Raw genomic sequence first — 18,103 nt, 5'->3', positions numbered from 1 at the left:
TTTAAGCTTGCATATTGGTTGATCCAAAATTTAAGAAGAGTCTAAGTCTGTTGTACAGAGTAGGAGATTAATGTGAATATATTAACAATTGAGCAGGTTAGCAAAAGTTATGGGGAAAAGGTGTTATTTGGAGATGTTTCCTTTGGAATGGATGAAAACGATAAAATAGGTGTCATTGGGGTAAATGGTACAGGTAAATCGACTTTTTTACGTGTTATCGCAGGTTTAGATGAACCTGATTCGGGTACTATTTCCATTAATAACGATGTGCGTATTAATTTCCTTCGGCAAAACCCAGACTTTGATCCTGAATCTACAGTATTGAAGGCTGTTTTTGAAGGTGGAGATCATTCGTTGCAGGTTGTGGCATCCTATATGGAGACGATGGAGAAGCTTAAGCTTAATCCCGATGATGCACAGCTACAAAAGGATATGACAACCTATAGCACACAAATGGATGCTTTACAGGCTTGGGGATTAGAAAGTGAAGCTAAAAGTATTTTGTCCAAGCTAGGTATCCAAGATTTCACGCAAAAGATGGGGAGCTTGTCAGGTGGACAGCGAAAAAGAATAGCCCTTGCTTCTGCACTTATTTTACCGTCGGAATTGCTCATTTTAGATGAGCCTACCAACCATATTGATAATGCCTCGGTTTCGTGGCTTGAGAACGTATTGTCGCGTCGTAAGGGCGCCTTGCTTTTAATTACGCATGATCGTTATTTTTTAGATCGTGTATGTAACGTCATGTTAGAAATGGATCAAGGCAGACTATTCCGTTATGAAGCAAATTATAGCCGTTTTTTAGAGCTGAAAAGTGAACGAGAGGAACGGGAGGCTTCTTCTGAGCAGAAGCGTAAAAATCTATTTCGTACTGAGCTTGCTTGGATTCGTCGAGGTGCTAAAGCTAGAACCACCAAGCAAAAGGCGAGAATTGATCGTTTTGAGAAATTAAAAAATGAAAAACATGAGTTTAAGACAGATCAGTTAGATATTTCTGTTGCTTCTACAAGACTTGGCAAACAAATTATCGAGATTCATGACTTACATAAGGAAATCGCAGGTAAAATCCTTATAAATGGATTAACGTATATTGCTGTTCCAGGGGATCGAGTTGGCATCGTTGGACCAAATGGTAGTGGCAAATCTACGTTGTTAAATATGATTGCAGAACGTATTAAACCTGATGCAGGTGAAATTATTACAGGTAGCACTGTGAAGCTAGGTTATTTCACACAAGAGCATCAAGAGATGGATGGAAAGCAACGTGTGATTGAATACATTAAGGATGAAGCTGAGGTAGTGACCACTGCAGATGGCTCTAAAATTACGGCTGCACAAATGCTGGAGCGCTTCTTGTTTTCACCCACAATGCAATGGACCCCGATTGAGAAGCTGTCAGGTGGGGAGAGACGAAGATTATATTTATTACGTGTGTTAATGTCTTCGCCTAACGTATTGTTGCTTGATGAGCCAACAAATGACCTTGATATTGGGACGCTTACTGTATTAGAGTCCTATTTGGATGAATTTCCTGGTGTAGTGTTTGTTGTGTCTCATGATCGTTATTTCTTAGATCGTACCGTAGATAAAATTATGGCGTTTGAGGGTAAAGGTAACATTGCGGTGCATGTCGGGGACTATTCTGATTATGAAGAACGTATACAATCGTCTGTAAAGGAAAAGGAAGCTACACAAAAAGCGGAAGCATCCACCAAGACACCAAAAGCAGATACTTCCCCATCTAGTGGCACATCAACAGTAAAATTAAAATTTAGCTTTAATGAGCAACGTGAATATGAGCTTATCGATGAGCAGATTGAGCAAGCTGAGCAAAAGATCGCGCTTATTGGGCAAAATATGGAGCTTGCCGCAAGTGATGCGATGGAGTTGTCTCGCCTGATGGGAGAGCTATCCCAAGCAGAAGCAGAGCTAGAGCATCTGATGGAGCGTTGGACTTATTTAAATGAGTTGGCAGAGCAAATTGAGCAACAGAAAAAGCAATAGCTTAGCTACAAATAGTTGATTAATTTAAAGGTTGAGTATTGTGAAATTTTCAAAAAAGATGACAAACAGGTGTCATCTTTTTTGTTGCATAATTACAAGCTCATTAAAGAAGCGGCACAATTAATACTTAATTTTAATTTAATAGATACCTTTATATTTTATGAACCTTGCCTGTATCACCATCAACGATTATTTTATCACCATCCTGCAATAATTCGGTTGCATTTCCACAACCTAAAACCGCCGGAATATTGTATTCCCTTGCTACAATGGCACTATGGGATAATGGGCCTCCTGTATCGGATACAACAGCTCCTGCCAAAACAAATAAGGGAGTCCATGATGGATCAGTATAACGACAGACTAGAATATCTCCCTGCTGCATTTTATCAAATTGTTGTATCGATAAAATTTTCTTCACTTGTCCTTGTGTAATTCCTCGATTACCAGATATGCCTGTCAATGTATTTTCATCCTCAAGCTTTCTGCAATAAGATAGGCTGTTCCACAATGTTTCATTTTGAGGGCGGTTTGTTTTTCTGAGCTGGATGGTTTGTTTAATTTTATGAACGTAATTATTGTTCTGACTGTTATTAATGTTGTTACTTTTGTTTTCATTGTGAATGTTGCTAGGCAATGCATATACCTCCGCCAACGTTAAAAACAATATATGGTTAGGTTGTTCAAAAATATGAGGAAGTAAGGTGGTTAGTCGGAAAACCATTTTACGTGCTAGTCCATAACACATTTCGATTAAATAAAGACTTTGTTCTCGATGAATATGGTATGCTCTTATGGTTTCTATTTTTTTTAATAGCTTAGCGGATTTTTTTGTAGAATAGCGTTTTTCAATCATTGATACAATTTCGTTGTACTTGTTGTTGCTTGATACATATTTGTCAGACTGCATAACAATTTTTGTTAATGAGAAAAGGGAGGTTATATCCTCGTTCCATGACACCGAGCTAAAGGCATAATAACTACCATTTGATTTCCATCCGAATTCATGAAGAAATTGCTGTAGTTGTACCCAGAATGAAGGATAACTGATTTGGATTGCTGTTATATGTTCATTTTCTATTACTTCCTGATTGGTTATGAAAGCCTCTAATTCAGCGTTATCTTGAATGTAACTAGTAAGCTTACTTAAAGCCGCATTCATTTCCCATGTTTTATATTGTAAATTACTTAATAGATCATATTCATTTAGGTTTTTGTCTATTTTATGTAACGTTCTCTGTAGTAGCTTAGAAACAACAACAGAAGGGAAGATGTTGTAACGAAACCGTATATAAGCTATTTTCTCTGATAACATCATAATGTGCTGTAGTTGCTCCACCAATGCTGTGATCGATAGTTGAGTAATGTCAGTGGAGGCTATGCTTTCTAATTCGTTTGTGATATTTTGGAATTCGTTATTTGTAATCGAGGAATTAATATTGTAATTGATAAAGCTATGAAGCAAAAAAGGTATTTTAACAATTTTAAATCTCAGATGTACCCTATCAGTGGAAAATGAAATAATACCTTCGTCATTCATTCTTAATCCACCATCAATTGAAATTCCTAGATCTTGCAAAACTTTAGATTTTGCTTTATCAACAATATCGCAAGGCTCTACATCTAGAGGATAAAGTGGAGTAGGGAAATGCTCAATCCAATTGTTTAATACTGCCATTTGTGATTTAGTTAGTATAGAGGGTTGTGGTTTGGTTGAATTTAAGGTTGTAATTGGACGTGATTGCAATATATATAATGTGTCTTTACAAATGGCCCATTCAATATCCTGAGGAAATCCATAATATTTTTCTATTTTTAAGCCCAACTCAAAAAGTTCATTTGCTTGCTTTTGTGTGAGACAAAATTGTTTTTTTTGCTCTGTTGTTGTAGTAATCTCCTGAATGCCTGACTTGCCATAAACGATCAAAAGCTCTTTCTTACCTAATGTTTTACTACTTAGGCGATGCTTACGTTTATTATAAATATAAATATCTGGCGTTACTTTTCCTGAAACTATTGCTTCACCAAGTCCCCAAGCTGCATTAAGCATCATTTGATCCCTATTTTGATTGATAGGATCAGCAGTAAATAGAACACCAGAGACTTCACTTTCAACCATTTCTTGAATAACTACTGCTAACAAAACATTTGCTGTATCAAAATTAGTTTGTTTTCGGTATGAAACAGCACGGATTGAATAGAGGGAAGCAAAGCATTTTTTAATCGCGATAAAAAGTTCTGTTTCACCAAGTACATTAAGGTAAGTTTCTTGTTGACCGGCAAAGCTGGCTTCAGGTAAATCCTCAGCAGTGGCAGAGGAACGCACGGCAACTCTTTTTTTTTGTCCAAGTGAGGCATAACATTGAGCAATTTCTTGTTCAAGCTCAGGTGGTAACTGTCCAGATATTATCTTTGCTTGAAGCTCATCGCCTCTTAACTTTAGATGGTCAAGGCTGTTATGTTTCATAAATAGATCAAATGCATTTACTGTTAGGCAAAAGCCATTTGGAACTGGGAAACTCGCCTTTAGCATTTCACCAAGGTTAGCTCCTTTACCTCCAACGCTAGAAATATCCCCCTTACTAATGTCCTGAAGCATTTTGATATATTTCATAATTTAACCTCCTACTAAGATAGATTTATTTATGATTCCGATTTTAGTGCAGTCTGCTTAAAGCGAAGGACGAGAGCAGATGTAATGATGCCTCCCAAGGAGAGGACAATCATGCCAACAATGAAATATCCTAGAGAATAATTTAGTGAATATTGAAATGAAATAGTTCCGATGCTCCCACCAAAATTGCGAATTAAATGAGCGGTGCTATTAACGCCAGCTGCATCTTCCTGTGTACAGAATGCGATATAGCCTAACAAAACTGACATTAAAATGCCAGAGCCAAGGCCTAATAATAAGACAGCTAATGAGAAAATAATGCCTATAAAGGAGCATCCTGCAAAGCAGATTAACCAGCTAATTAATATGACAATACGGTTAGGAGTCTTAATTAAACCACCTAATCCGCTCCCAACTCCCATGAAAACAACAAATATTTCCAGATAATTGCCAGAGCTATTTGCATTTAAGTTCAAAGAAAACTGCATAAAGCTAGGCAGATAGACAAGACACACATTATAAAATGCGCCTAATAAAAATGCTTGAAGGCATAAGTTTTTTAATAAAGAATCAGTCATAAACTGTTTCGGAAGTAGTGTGACGTTCATTTTTTTTGGTTTCCTTAATAAAAAGAGAAGAGAGAGAATCCCAAAGGTAAGCCATAAAAATCGTTGATGGTAAGCTTGCTCAATACCTACAGCAGTCAAGAGTACTGCAATGATCATTATCAAATGCTGTCTAATTGGGAAGGGAATTGAGGGTAGGTTAGTAATGTGTTTTGGAAGATTTCTAAATACAAATAAGAAGCTAAGTAATTGGATGGGAATTAGAAAATAAAAAATAGCTTGCCACGAGAAAGCTTGGGGTAAATAGCCTCCGGCTAAGCTGCCTAATCCACTAAATATGATTTGTACAATAGCAAAGGACGCAAAAATAGAGGTATATTTATCCTTTTCAAAATATTCATTGATGATTCCGTAAGTCGCAGGAACTACAGCTCCAGCGCCTATACCCATAATGATTCTTGCGATGACAAGCTGGAGCATGGACGTACTGAACAGGGCAACTAGTGTACCTATACCGAATAACAGAGATCCGATGCTAAAGTTTTTTAAGTACCCAAATTTATGACACAATCCACTAGAAAGGATAATAACAGAGGAGGACGCTAATATATAGCTACCATGAATCCATGAATAAAAATCAATGGATCGAAATGTGGTGCTGATGACAGGTAATGCACTGCTAAAATACGTTTGCAAGATGGTTGAAACTCCCATGCATAACAGTAAGCCAATAATAATTTGATATTTTCTGGAACTATTCAACGCAAAACACCTCTTTCCAGAACAGTATATCACTATCTGTGAAAAAGTTAAATATTTTTCATAGCATAATTAAAAAAATTATAAATATTCTAAAAGCATCTTTTCAACCAATGCATACCAATAATCAAAACCTACACCAATTTTATCTTTATGTGCACATAATACGGCTAACATCGCGACTGCGGATGCTAATTGTTCATCAGTTGAGGAGAGAGAGGTACCTTGTTTTGTCCATATGGTACGTAATTGCTGGATGAAATCTAAATTGTCCTCAGCAGTTACAGGATCATCATTCCAAACCAGCGTTTCTAATAAGCCTGTGTGTGAGTCAGTATAAAACTTGTTTGAAGCTAGTTTCCTTAAAATTACATTAGCCAGATCTGTAAAAAAAATCTTTGGAGATTGTTGCTCAGTTTCGATTATCATTATAATTTTTTGACGAATTCGATTTTTTTCATCACGTAAAATTTCTTCATATAGCGATTCTTTATCCTTATAAAATGTATAAAAACCACCCAATGAAATGCCAACTTGCTTCGTTAATTGTTGTATTCTAAAATTTTTAAAGCCTTGTTCTCGGAACATCTGCATGGCTATTGTCTTTATTTTTTGTTTTAGCTCTTTACGCTCATTTTCGGTATATGGACGGCCCAAAAAATCAACTCCCGCTTAATTATAGCTATAACATCATCTTGAGCTATGATACCTTTTGAATACTAGCACGTCAACTTTATATTTACAACACTAGTTCACGATCGGGTTCCTTCTGTGCAAAGTTATTTTAAAAGTTTTTTTATTAGTTTAAGCTTATTTCCGTAAGGCGGAAAAGTAACTCTAATGTCAAAACGTGTGCTTTTTTTCAAAATACTTTTGGAGTGTGTAAAAAGTTCAAAACTATATTTCCCATGATAAGCGCCCATACCTGAATGCCCAACACCACCAAAAGGCATATGATGATTTGCAATATGTGAAATCGTGTCATTGACACAGCCACCGCCAAAGGAAACTTGGTTTAGTACTTGTTTCTCTATGTTTTTATCCTCCGTAAATAAATATAAGGATAGTGGTTTAGGATGCTCCCGAATCATTTGAATTGCATCACTCATTTTGTCATATGGCATAATGGGAAGTAGGGGTCCAAACAATTCATCTTGCATAGCTTTGTTCTCCCAGGAAGAAGCTTTTATTAAGGTGGGTTCTATAAACAAAGAATCCTTCTGAGAATGTCCACCGTATAAAATATGATCTTGCTCCTGCTCAATAATCGAAACTAATCGATTAAACTGACGCTCATTCACAATTTTTCCATAATCTTTACTGTCCGCCGCAGAGTTATTATAAAATTGATTAATCACAACTTTTATTTTTTTAACAAGTTCATCATATATGCTACTGTCTACTAATATATAGTCGGGTGCGATGCAGGTTTGTCCCGCATTAAGAAATTTTCCCCAGACGATACGTTTTGCAGCCAAATCAAGATTGGCAGAGGAGTCGACAATGGCGGGGCTTTTTCCGCCTAATTCTAAAGTGACAGGAACCAAGTTTTTTGCGGCGGCTTCCATTACAATTTTCCCTACTGGAACGCTCCCTGTAAAAAAGATATAGTCAACGGGCGCATGGATGAGTAAAGAAGTTTCATCTCGCCCACCTTGAATTACGCAAATATATTCTTTTGGAAAGGTTTCTAGTATAAGTTGTTCAATAACGGCAGATACATGTGGTGTGTTTTCAGAAGGCTTCAGAATGACACAATTTCCGCCAGCGATAGCCCCAAGTAGAGGTTCAATTAACAACTGGAGGGGGTAGTTAAACGCCCCTATGATTAGAACTGTTCCATAAGGCTCCTTAATAATAAAGCTTTTAGATGGTTGAAGATGGAGGGGGGTTTTTACTTTTTGTGGTTTTGCCCACTTTTTAAGGTTTTTTATTAAAAAGCGAATACTGTGATAAACAAATCCAATTTCTGTGACATAAGCTTCAAATTCGCTTTTTCCTAAATCCTGATATAATGCATTCATGATTTTATTTTCGTAACGATGAAGCACATCATTGAGCTTTTTTAGCTGTTCTATCCGAAATGAGACACTTTGGGTAGATCCTGTATAATAGTAATCTTTTTGTAGCTTTAAAAGACGATTTAGGTTTTGTTCATTTAACTGTTCCATTTTTTCTCCTTTCGTGAACGGGTGGATTTAGACTTAAATACAGTCACGCTCCAGAAGTTCTGTCAGTTGTTTAAGTAACTCTACAGCAGGTTTTAAGGACAAGGAATAGAATCGCTCTGTTCCACGTTTCTCCATATGAACCAAGTCTTGCTCCCGTAAAAGCTTGAGATGATGGGAAACGGCGGGTCTGGATAATACGGACTGTTCTGTAATCTCGCCCACGGTTAAAGCGTCATGCTTGCTAAGTAGTAATAAAATATCTTGACGATGTGTATCTGCCAAAACTTGAAAAACTGGAATACACTTACGGAAATGTTCTAACGCTTCTTTAGCCATAACAACCTACCCTTCTAAATGTTTAAACATTTAAACGTATTGATATTATAGTAAATTATCTCTTGCTCATAGTCAATACTTAAGAGTTGAATTAAGCATTTTTGAAAAATTATCTGACCATAAAGAAAAAAGCCTGCACAGTAGTAGTGCAAGCTAATGGTGAAAGCTAATAGTACTATTTGATATACTCTAATCCCTGTAAATAGGGTCTTAACGCTTTAGGAATATAAATGGATCCGTCCTGCTGTTGGTGATTTTCTAGCAAAGGGATTAAAATTCTTGGTGTTGCTACAGCGGTATTGTTTAACGTATGACAGTATTTAGGTTTACCATCTGTATCTAAATAGGCGATATTTGCTCTACGAGCTTGAAATTGTAGCAAGTTGGATGAAGAGTGGGTTTCGCCATAAGCTTGACGGCTTGGCATCCAGGTTTCAATGTCATATTGCTTATATGTTTTTTGCGACATATCTCCACTACAAACGGCCATCACGCGATAAGGTAGCTCTAACAACTGTAATAGCTCCTCAGCATTCTCGGTAATTTCCTCATGTAACTGCTGAGATAACGTTATATCATCCTCACAAATAACAACCTGCTCCACCTTATTAAATTGATGTACACGATATAGCCCACTCGTATCTCTGCCTGCTGAGCCCACTTCACTACGGAAGCAGGTAGAAACTGCAGCGACCTTGATTGGTTGTGTTACATCTAGCTTTTTACCACTAAAGTAGCTAATTAAGGGGACTTCTGATGTCCCGACTAACCAATAATCTTCACCCTCCAAGTGATAGGATTGATCTTGTCCTAAAGGGAAAAATCCAGTATTCACCATCGCTTCAGTTTTGACCATCAGTGGGACTTCCATAAATTCAAAGCCTTTATTCATAAGCAGATCAATCGCTAACTGTTGGACAGCACGATGTAATCTAAAGCCCATTCCCGTTAAATAATATTGCCGACTGCCGCTTGTTTTGGTCCCACTTTGGATGTCAATCATTTGGTGTATTTCGCCAAGCTCAACATGGTCTCTAGCTGGAAAATCGAAAGCAGTAGGTTCTAAGTAATGTCGAAGCTCCACGTTATCCTTATCTGATTCTCCATTTGGGGAGTCTACTGAAATGATATTAGGGACTAGCAGCATTAAAGCTTCATATTGCTGGTTTGCTTCTTGCCAACGGACTTGTGCGTGCTCCAATGCTTGCTTGTTTTGCTTCATCGTGTGTTTAAGCTGCTCCGCTTGGTGATTGTCTCCACCTTGAATGGCTTGATGAATTTCATTCGTGAGCCTATTACGTGTTGCTCTTAGCTGCTCTAGCTGTTGTAAATGAGCAATTCGGTGTTGATTTGTCTTGATTAATTCTTTTACAGATAGCATAATTCCTTTTGCGTTAGCACTATGTTGTACTTCCTCCGCATGTGCTTCAATCCATTTGATGTCTAACATGTAGCAACACTCCTCAAGTTAATTTGGTCCTAAAAAAACACAAAAAACGCCCTCGTCTTTATGGGACGAGGAGCGCTTAACTCGCGGTGCCACCCAATTTGGTCTATTTTAGATTTAAAATAAACCCGCTTTGGTCTGCGATAACGGGCAGTACCGGTTAACTTGGAGGAAACTTATACAAAAGGTGTAACTAAGCCTTCCCTTAACGAAAACGCCTCAGAGTTGGATGCTCTTCAGTGGCATAATGAAGATATGTTTAAATTATTATTTGCTATAATATCAGAACTAATTCAAATATGCAATATTGACTATAATTATGATTCAATTTTAAAATTAGTACTTGGCACTAACAAACACTAGCGTAGGGCTTCCATAAGTGCCAAGCACTCATTTGGTTTTGAGTCGTAATTACCTAGCCTTCAACATAAGCAGCAAGCAATTTAGTTGTGTTAAAAATCGCTTCCTTATGTGTACGCTCCATTGCATGTGAAGCATGGACGCCTGGGCCAATGAGAGCAGCACGGATGTTGTGACCGCCATGTAATGCAGCTGTTGCATCTGAGCTGTATCTTGGATAAATATCGACGACATAAGGGATTTCAAGCTGTTTTGCTAGCTCGATTAGCTTGCTAGTCATCTCATAATCGTAAGGACCACCAGAATCCTTGGCACAAATTGAAACATCAGTTTCCTTACAACTTAAATTGTCACCAATCGCGCCCATATCTACTGCAATCATTTCATGTATGCCTTCGGGAATCCATGCTGTACCATGACCAACCTCTTCATAATTAGAGATAAGGAAGAGAAGATCATGCTGAGGAACCCATCCCTCACGTTTGCTCGCTTCAAGTAAACCAAACAATGCAGCTACGCTTGCTTTATCGTCTAAATGACGAGATTTAACATAACCGCTTGATGTAAATACAGGTCTAGCTTCAAAGCTGATGTAATCACCTACACTAATTCCAAGTGAAATTACATCCTCCTTGTTATGAACCAACTCATCGATCCGAATCTCCAGATTTTCTTCATCACGTTTGTATTCACGTGCATCAGTATAGACGTGAACAGAAGGATGCTTAGACAAGATGGTTCCTGTATATACACGGCCATCACGGGTATGGATTTGGCAATATTCATTTTCAATGCTATTCATCATAAAGCCACCCACAGAGGTTAACGATAATGTGCCATGTGGTGTAATCGCTCTAACCATTGCGCCTAATGTATCAACATGAGCACTAAGTGCAATTTTGCGTGAGGAACTTTTCCCTTTTAAGCTAAGGATAGCGCCACCCTTTTCATTTTGAGAAAAAGATATACCAAGCTGATCTGCTTCCGCCTTAATTTTTTTCATAATATCATGGGTAAATCCGCTTGGGCTTGGAGTATCTAGTAGTACCTTTAAAAAATCAAGAATATATTGCTCATTGATTGTTATAGCCATAATAAGAACAAACCTCCTAAGATAAAAAAAGAATTATTGAACAGGCTGATCGTCTTTTGGTTCTTGTTCAGTAGGGGGAGTTTCCTCTTGCACTGGTAATGTATACCCAGTTACCTCTTGAATATGTACTAATTGACTTTTCAGCGATTTTACTTCTTTTTGCAAACGATAACCCCAATAAATACCAAAAGAACCAACAATAATACCGCCTAATAAAGTACAACCCAAAATAAGCAAAATAAGAGGGAGGGATACGGTTCCAAAAAATAAATTTACGTTAACAGGATTCACGTTCATCACAGCAAAAATAGCTGTAATTAGCGCAAAGATAAGCGCAAAAATCAAAGACCATTGAATTTTCATAAATGTCACCGCCTATTGGTGTATGTGTAAAGGATAACCGCTGATCAGTACATGATGAACATGTTAGATCAGCGGTTGGTTGTTTCATTACTTGCTTAATTGCTCCATTTGATCTAGCAACTCTTCAAACACACTCATTGCTTCACGAATTGGCTCAGGAGAGGACATGTCTACGCCTGCTTTTTTCAAAATGTTGATAGAGAAGTCACTGCCACCACTCTTTAGGAAGCCTAAATAACGATCAACAGCTGGTGTGCCTTCTTCTAAGATTTGCTTCGAGAAGCTAGTTGCTGCTGAGAAGCCAGTTGCATATTTGTATACGTAAAAGCTGGTGTAGAAATGAGGGATACGTGCCCATTCCATTTCGATGTCCTGATCTACAACCATGTCTGAACCATAGTACTTCACATTAAGGTCATAGTAGATTGAAGATAATGCTTGTGGTGTTAAGGATTCACCCGATTCTGCACGCTCATGAATCAGCTTTTCAAATTCTGCAAACATCGTTTGACGGAAAATCGTAGTCCGGAATTGATCAGCATAATACGTTAACAAATACATTTTTTGCTTCGGATCCGTTGATTTTTTGAGCAAATAATCCATGAGCAAGGCTTCATTGGTTGTCGAAGCTACTTCCGCTAAGAAAATCGTATATTGTGCATCACGATACTTTAAATTTTCATCAGAGAAATAGGAGTGAAGCGCATGACCCATTTCGTGGGCAAGTGTAAACATGCTATTTAAGTTATTCTTGTGATTAAGCAAAACATAAGGGTGTGTGCCATACGCGCCCCAGCTATAAGCCCCAGTACGTTTCCCTTCATTTTCATATACGTCAATCCAGCGCTTATTAAATCCATCACGAAGCACCTTCAAATAGTTTTCACCTAATGGCTTTAAGCCTTCTTCAATCATGCCTTTAGCTTCTTCATAAGTAATATCCCATTTATATTCCTCAACTAATGGCGCAAACAAGTCATACATGTGCAATTCATCCACACCAAGTAGCTTCTTGCGCAATTTCATGTAACGGTGCATCAATGGCAGGCTTTCATGAATCGTGTCAATGAGGTTGGTATATACCTCTTTAGAAATATTGTCACCGTAAAGGGACATTTCTAAGACAGAAGGGTACTTGCGTACTTTAGAATAAAACATATTTTTATTTACATTTGCACTTAACGTTGCTGCAATTGTATTTTTTTGCTTCGCATACGTTGCATATACAGCTTTAAACGCGCGCTCACGTACTTCACGATGAGGGCTCTCTAAAAATTGAATGTAGCTACCATGAGTCAATTCAACCTCTTTGCCATTTTCATCTTTGATTTTAGGGAATTTGAGATCCGCATTGTTAATCATGCCAAAAATGCTTTGAGGTGCTTGAGATAAGTTGCCAACCTGTGCAAGCAAGGCTTCTTCTGTTTTGGTTAAGATGTGAGCCTTTTCACGTTTAATTTCTTCTAATGTAAATTTATAATCTGCTAACTCTGGATTTTGAATAAAGGCGTCTAGCTCATTTTCGGGCAAGGATAAAATTTCTGGTGTAATAAAGGATAATGCTTCGCTAATTTCCACGCTTAATTTTTTCGCTTTTTCTACGAGTGCCTGATATGTAGGGTTGGTTGTGTCCTCGTCATGATGAAGGTGAGCATACACATATAAGCGCTCAATTTGTAGTGATAACTCATCCTCTAATTCAAATACTGCTTTTAAATTTCCAGCATTGTTTAGTTTTCCCTCATACTTAGAAGCATCAGAGTAAGCTTTTTTTAATTCGTTGTAGCTTTGATCCCAAGCTTGTTGATTTTCAAATAGATCCTCTAGTTTCCATGTGTTCTCTTGTTTAACCTCAGAACGTTTTAAAGTACTCATTGTCGTCCTCCTTTGTTTAGGTAGCTTATTTTGAGACATTGTAGCGCTAGATGTCATTGCTGTAGGTAGACTAGGCATCGAAGATGTTAGCACACTGCAACTAAGCATTAAAGCTATAATAGCTACGTTATTCATTACTAGGAGCTCCTTTTAGCTAAATTAGCCCTAGTTTGTCCTTTTATTGTACATAATATTTCTGTAGAGGTAAAAGTTTCTTCTCGTTTTGTTTTACAAGGTGAATAGTGTATATATAACCATAATAAATGCAGCGGCAATCATAAATACTGCCGCAGTTGCTAGTCCTCTTTTAAATTTAGGGTGAACGCTATTTTTAGTCATCAGCAATATAGCCCCTAATGCAAAAGAGGAAATTGTAAATATTACAAGATTAGAGCTGTCCATATTTCACCTCTTAAATATTTTTAAAGGCTTCCATAATTTCTTCCCATTCTGCTTCACGTTCTATGTAATGTTCTTTAGGGAAACGATTTTTAGCCCATTCCATCATGGCAGGGCGGCTTAGGAAATTGTGGGTTTCCTCGCCCCATTGTTCAGAAATTTCTCTTAATACGATGTATCTGCCCTGAACCTCTACTGTCATCATATTCCACTTATCTTTTTTATATATTTGATGTTTTTTCATCATCGCGTACGCCAACCTTCTTCATTATATTGTGTTGTCTTTTTTAAGAGTACAATCTTAAGAAATGATACCTTAGCCATGACGGGAAAGCAAATAAAACCTTAGGTTTGTCCATTAAAAGTTCAGGTCTATGGAACTGATTAAAAATAAAAAGAGAGAAAAATGTCACATTGCATTGTCCAAAGTCATAGAGTATAATATGGTTATTCACCAATGATGGTGATTATTTTTAGGAGGTTGTTCATTTGAAAGGTACAGTTAAATGGTTTAACGCAGAAAAAGGTTACGGTTTTATTCAAGTTGAAGGCGGCGAAGATGTATTTGTACACTTCTCAGCTATTCAAGACGAAGGCTTCAAGACATTAGACGAAGGTCAAGCCGTAGAATTCGAAATTACTGAAGGTAACCGTGGTCAACAAGCTGCTAACGTAATCAAATTATAAGATTATTTCCTGACTAAGGATGACTTATAAAATTTGGTTCTAAGCATGATATGAAAGACACAGCCAGGAGGCTGTGTCTTTTTTTGAGATATATGTGATTTTGTTATCATAACACGCCGTAGAAGAAGGGGATAAGGAATGAACTGGACAATCGATCAGGTTATAAGACTAAGAATGGCTCGCCAAGGACTGTTACACCCTTTAACAGAGGTTACTAACGAGGAAGCTTATCTCTCTATGTTTAAATCACTTCAGCCTGTTGCACCCGTTTTTTTTGGCCGACCTGGTGAGCCACCTTCCCTCGTGCATCGTACAGTTTTTAATGATTCCAATATCGCTTTCTATTTGCGTGAGAAGCATGTGATTGTAAAGTCAAGATTTCAAGATGGACGAGTGGCCTACGTAACGGAGGATGATTTACAGTTGTATGCCACTGCATTTCGAAAAGTGCCAGCACAGATGAGTCAGGTTCACGAGCAAGTGTATAAAGCTGTTAAACAGTCTGGAGGCTTGACTAAGGATCAGTTAAAGGAAATATTACCTTATACGGCAAAAGAAATTGGTGCAGCACTACAGACTTTACAACAAGCCTTTTTACTTGTGGAAGAACAGGTTGACAGTGAATGGGAAACGGGATGGCTTGATTTCACTGAGCAATGGTTTGAAATTCCAACAGATGAGATAAGTCGTCTTAAAGCGATCGAAGAGGTTTTACTCCGCTTTGTTGAAGTGATGGTTTTTACGGATATGGAGCAATTTAAAAGCTGGAGTGGGTTTACAGCTAAAACGATAAAGATAGTCGTTGACAGTGCACTTCAGACGGGAAAGCTTATGGCAACCGAGGTAGAGGGAATAGGAGAAGGGTGGATGTGCGCCACGGATTTTGAACGATCTAGTAAGGACATTGCGCAATCGCCACTTCACAGTGTAATTATGCTGGACAAGTCTGACTTTTTAGTTCGAGCTCATTTATCACAATTAAAGAAACGGTATAGCGGGAAAGAAGTATTACAATATTTATTGATTGATGGGCAGTTTCAAGGCGCTGCGTTAGGACATTGGCGGATTGGACCTCATGATGTAGAAGATATTATCGTTGATCTTCCTCTGGAGGAAGCAGCGTCCCGAAAAAATGAAATTATCAATGCAGTTACATATGGATACCCTCCTGAATTTAGCAAAATTAAAGCGTATAATGGAGTTGTGATTTAGTTTATTTGTGCAAAAAGTTAGATCATATTATAATATAAGCGCTGATGTCTGTTTATGGACATTTAGATTATATTGTTAACTACACCTTGGAGGCGTGCCCTAGTGTTTGAATTTGAGCAAAGCCACAATAAAATACCTCGTGAACCTTTTCGGCTGATGAGTCGGGTGTACAAGTTTATTTTACCGGATGTTCGCAAGGAACTAGATTACTGGAAGCATAATGCTGCACAAATTCCTGATCCCGAATTAAGAAAGCAAGCGTTAGCTAGCATTGCTACTAAGGAGTTTCATTGCCAAGGAGGCAGTGTGTATGCAGCCGCAAATTTGGCGAAACGTCATGTTTTGATTCCTTTAATCGTTGCTTTTCAAAGCATTAGTGATTACTTAGACAATTTATGTGATCGCAGTACTTCAATGGACCCTGATGATTTTCGATTATTACATCAAAGTATGCTAGATGCGGTAGACCCTAACAGAGAGCCACAAGATTATTATGCTTTACGTGAGGAAAAAGAAGATGGGGCTTATTTGCTATCTTTAGTTGAAGCTTGTCGGCTAAAAATTGCTGAGCTACCTAGCTATGAGACAGTTAAGCCTTATATTGTTGAATTAGTATCGCTATATAGCGATCTTCAAGTGTATAAGCACATTCATCCTAATGAACGTGAAGCTGCTCTGTTGAAATGGTGGGAAGATAATAAATACCGTACACCTCATTTACAATGGAATGAGTTTGCAGCAGCGACAGGTTCGACATTAGGTGTCTTTATGTTGTTTTTAGCTGCGAGCAGTAAGACATTACTTGACACAGACGCTAAAAAAATATTTGATAGTTATTTTCCTCATGTATGTGGATTACATATTATGCTTGATTATTTAATTGATCAAGAGGAAGATGAGATTGGCGGCGACCTCAATTTTTGTAGTTATTACGATTCACGAGAATTGATGATACAACGAATTACGATGATCATTGAAAACGCTAGACGTGATGTTGTTGCTTTACCAGCCTCGTCATTTCATGTCATGATTATAGAGGGCCTTGTTGCTCTATATCTATCAGATCCAAAGGTAAGTCAACAAAAAGAAATACGCGACGCCTCAAGAAAGTTAATGAGAAAAAGTCCGCTTATGCGTTTGTTTTTTTTCGTTAACAGTCGTTGGATTCGCAAACATATATAAATGCTATAGGTTTTAAAGGTTACAGCTTAAATTTTAGGAGGAATTCATATGTCACAAATTAAAAAAATCGCAGTACTTACAAGCGGTGGAGATTCTCAAGGGATGAACGCAGCTGTACGTGCTGTAGTGCGTAGCGGATTATATTATGGCTTAGAAGTTTTTGGTATTCAACGTGGATATCAAGGCTTGCTTAATGAAGATATTTTCTCTATGGACATTCGTAGCGTGGGTGACATTATCCAACGTGGAGGTACAATTCTTCAATCTGCGCGTTGCCTTGAATTCAAAACACCAGAAGGACAAGCTAAAGGTGCACAAATTTTACGTGATCGTGGGATTGACGGTTTAGTTGTTATTGGTGGGGACGGTTCATATCATGGTGCAGAAAAGCTAAGTAAGCTAGGAATTAAAACGATGGGTCTTCCAGGTACAATTGATAATGATATTTCATGTACAGATTATACAATTGGTTTCGATACTGCGGTTAGCATCGTAGTAGATGCAGTCAATAAGCTACGTGATACAATGTCATCACATGAGCGTGCTTCTGTAGTTGAAGTTATGGGTCGTCATGCAGGAGATATTGCTTTACATGCTGGACTTGCTTCTGGCGCTGAAACGATTCTTGTACCTGAGATGCCTTATGATTTAAATGAGGTAGCTGATCGGATGAGACAAAACTTTGATAAAGGTAAACGACATAGCATTGTTATTGTTGCAGAAGGTGTATGCTCAGGGGAAGAGGTGGTTAAGGCGATTAAATCCCGTCAACCATCCTTGGAGCCGCGTGCGACTGTATTAGGACATATTCAACGTGGTGGATCACCAACTCCATTTGATCGTAACTTAGCAAGCCGTCTAGGAGATTTTGCTGTACGTAGCTTAATTGCAGGCGAGTCTAATAAAGCTTGTGGTATGATTGGCGGACAAATGATTTTGACGGATATCGAAAAAGTGGTATCTACGAAAAAAGAATTTGATGTAGAGCTATACGAATTGGCTTCACGTCTTTCTCAATAATGATTCATTTCTAAG

16 protein-coding genes are annotated in these 18,103 nt (G+C 37.9%); 5 read left to right on the top strand and 11 right to left on the bottom strand.

Translation table 11 applies throughout. The annotated features are described in order from the left end of the window. Window positions 1–72 precede the first annotated feature (72 nt). Complete coding sequence (locus J2Z32_RS12800; RefSeq protein ID WP_210089557.1) at window positions 73–2,004, top strand: ABC-F family ATP-binding cassette domain-containing protein; 1,932 nt, start codon at window positions 73–75, stop codon at window positions 2,002–2,004. Window positions 2,005–2,155: 151 nt separating this feature from the next. On the opposite strand, the gene J2Z32_RS12795 is transcribed toward J2Z32_RS12800, so the two are convergent. The 11 genes from J2Z32_RS12795 to J2Z32_RS12745 all read right to left on the bottom strand — a co-directional run bounded on the left by J2Z32_RS12795 (window position 2,156) and on the right by J2Z32_RS12745 (window position 14,234). Beyond that, entirely contained in the window at window positions 2,156–4,618 is a 2,463-nt protein-coding gene (locus tag J2Z32_RS12795; RefSeq protein WP_210089556.1) for a PEP/pyruvate-binding domain-containing protein, read from the bottom strand. Between the two features lie 29 nt (window positions 4,619–4,647). Continuing rightward, window positions 4,648–5,946: an MFS transporter gene (locus tag J2Z32_RS12790; protein ID WP_210089555.1), complete on the bottom strand. Its 1,299-nt coding sequence runs from the start codon at window positions 5,944–5,946 to the stop codon at window positions 4,648–4,650. 78 nt (window positions 5,947–6,024) lie between these two features. Further along, a complete protein-coding gene (locus J2Z32_RS12785) occupies window positions 6,025–6,600 on the bottom strand; it encodes a TetR/AcrR family transcriptional regulator (RefSeq protein WP_210089554.1) in 576 nt (191 codons plus the stop codon). A gap of 122 nt (window positions 6,601–6,722) precedes the next feature. After that, window positions 6,723–8,114 (bottom strand): aldehyde dehydrogenase, encoded by a 1,392-nt coding sequence (locus J2Z32_RS12780; RefSeq protein ID WP_210089553.1) that lies wholly within the window; start codon window positions 8,112–8,114, stop codon window positions 6,723–6,725. Window positions 8,115–8,147: 33 nt separating this feature from the next. Next, on the bottom strand, window positions 8,148–8,450 hold the full coding sequence (locus J2Z32_RS12775) for an ArsR/SmtB family transcription factor (RefSeq protein ID WP_210089552.1): 303 nt from the start codon (window positions 8,448–8,450) through the stop codon (window positions 8,148–8,150). Between the two features lie 175 nt (window positions 8,451–8,625). Further along, window positions 8,626–9,900: a serine--tRNA ligase gene (serS, locus tag J2Z32_RS12770; protein WP_210089551.1), complete on the bottom strand. Its 1,275-nt coding sequence runs from the start codon at window positions 9,898–9,900 to the stop codon at window positions 8,626–8,628. A 412-nt stretch (window positions 9,901–10,312) separates the two neighbouring features. Then, the gene (locus tag J2Z32_RS12765) at window positions 10,313–11,350 is read right to left on the bottom strand and encodes a M42 family metallopeptidase (protein ID WP_210089550.1); all 1,038 of its coding nucleotides are present in this window, start codon (window positions 11,348–11,350) and stop codon (window positions 10,313–10,315) included. Window positions 11,351–11,383: 33 nt separating this feature from the next. Next, complete coding sequence (locus J2Z32_RS12760; protein ID WP_210089549.1) at window positions 11,384–11,713, bottom strand: LapA family protein; 330 nt, start codon at window positions 11,711–11,713, stop codon at window positions 11,384–11,386. 87 nt (window positions 11,714–11,800) lie between these two features. Beyond that, on the bottom strand, window positions 11,801–13,588 hold the full coding sequence (gene pepF / locus J2Z32_RS12755) for an oligoendopeptidase F (RefSeq protein ID WP_210089548.1): 1,788 nt from the start codon (window positions 13,586–13,588) through the stop codon (window positions 11,801–11,803). 228 nt (window positions 13,589–13,816) lie between these two features. Further along, a complete protein-coding gene (locus tag J2Z32_RS12750) occupies window positions 13,817–13,990 on the bottom strand; it encodes a hypothetical protein (RefSeq protein ID WP_210089547.1) in 174 nt (57 codons plus the stop codon). 10 nt (window positions 13,991–14,000) lie between these two features. Further along, a complete protein-coding gene (locus J2Z32_RS12745) occupies window positions 14,001–14,234 on the bottom strand; it encodes a hypothetical protein (RefSeq protein ID WP_210089546.1) in 234 nt (77 codons plus the stop codon). A gap of 242 nt (window positions 14,235–14,476) precedes the next feature. Between J2Z32_RS12745 and J2Z32_RS12740 the strand changes: the two genes are divergently transcribed. The 4 genes from J2Z32_RS12740 to pfkA all read left to right on the top strand — a co-directional run bounded on the left by J2Z32_RS12740 (window position 14,477) and on the right by pfkA (window position 18,088). Beyond that, entirely contained in the window at window positions 14,477–14,674 is a 198-nt protein-coding gene (locus tag J2Z32_RS12740) for a cold-shock protein (protein ID WP_210089545.1), read from the top strand. Window positions 14,675–14,812: 138 nt separating this feature from the next. After that, window positions 14,813–15,886: a DNA glycosylase AlkZ-like family protein gene (locus tag J2Z32_RS12735; RefSeq protein ID WP_210089544.1), complete on the top strand. Its 1,074-nt coding sequence runs from the start codon at window positions 14,813–14,815 to the stop codon at window positions 15,884–15,886. Window positions 15,887–16,042: 156 nt separating this feature from the next. Further along, complete coding sequence (locus tag J2Z32_RS12730; protein ID WP_210089602.1) at window positions 16,043–17,068, top strand: tetraprenyl-beta-curcumene synthase family protein; 1,026 nt, start codon at window positions 16,043–16,045, stop codon at window positions 17,066–17,068. A 48-nt stretch (window positions 17,069–17,116) separates the two neighbouring features. After that, complete coding sequence (gene pfkA, locus J2Z32_RS12725; RefSeq protein ID WP_210089543.1) at window positions 17,117–18,088, top strand: 6-phosphofructokinase; 972 nt, start codon at window positions 17,117–17,119, stop codon at window positions 18,086–18,088. Window positions 18,089–18,103: the final 15 nt, after the last annotated feature.

It is taken from the genome of Paenibacillus turicensis, from assembly GCF_017873435.1.
In the GTDB taxonomy this organism is placed as follows: domain Bacteria; phylum Bacillota; class Bacilli; order Paenibacillales; family Paenibacillaceae; genus Fontibacillus; species Fontibacillus turicensis.
This window is presented reverse-complemented; position numbering and strand designations above follow the sequence as displayed.

Coding starts and splice junctions, on each gene's coding strand:
- J2Z32_RS12795 (WP_210089556.1), bottom strand. CDS start 4,618: ATGAAATATATCAAAATGCTTCAGGACATTAGTAAGGGGGATATTTCT.
- J2Z32_RS12780 (WP_210089553.1), bottom strand. CDS start 8,114: ATGGAACAGTTAAATGAACAAAACCTAAATCGTCTTTTAAAGCTACAA.
- J2Z32_RS12775 (WP_210089552.1), bottom strand. CDS start 8,450: ATGGCTAAAGAAGCGTTAGAACATTTCCGTAAGTGTATTCCAGTTTTT.
- serS (WP_210089551.1), bottom strand. CDS start 9,900: ATGTTAGACATCAAATGGATTGAAGCACATGCGGAGGAAGTACAACAT.
- J2Z32_RS12765 (WP_210089550.1), bottom strand. CDS start 11,350: ATGGCTATAACAATCAATGAGCAATATATTCTTGATTTTTTAAAGGTA.
- J2Z32_RS12760 (WP_210089549.1), bottom strand. CDS start 11,713: ATGAAAATTCAATGGTCTTTGATTTTTGCGCTTATCTTTGCGCTAATT.
- pepF (WP_210089548.1), bottom strand. CDS start 13,588: ATGAGTACTTTAAAACGTTCTGAGGTTAAACAAGAGAACACATGGAAA.
- J2Z32_RS12750 (WP_210089547.1), bottom strand. CDS start 13,990: ATGGACAGCTCTAATCTTGTAATATTTACAATTTCCTCTTTTGCATTA.
- J2Z32_RS12745 (WP_210089546.1), bottom strand. CDS start 14,234: ATGATGAAAAAACATCAAATATATAAAAAAGATAAGTGGAATATGATG.
- J2Z32_RS12735 (WP_210089544.1), top strand. CDS start 14,813: ATGAACTGGACAATCGATCAGGTTATAAGACTAAGAATGGCTCGCCAA.
- J2Z32_RS12730 (WP_210089602.1), top strand. CDS start 16,043: ATGAGTCGGGTGTACAAGTTTATTTTACCGGATGTTCGCAAGGAACTA.
- pfkA (WP_210089543.1), top strand. CDS start 17,117: ATGTCACAAATTAAAAAAATCGCAGTACTTACAAGCGGTGGAGATTCT.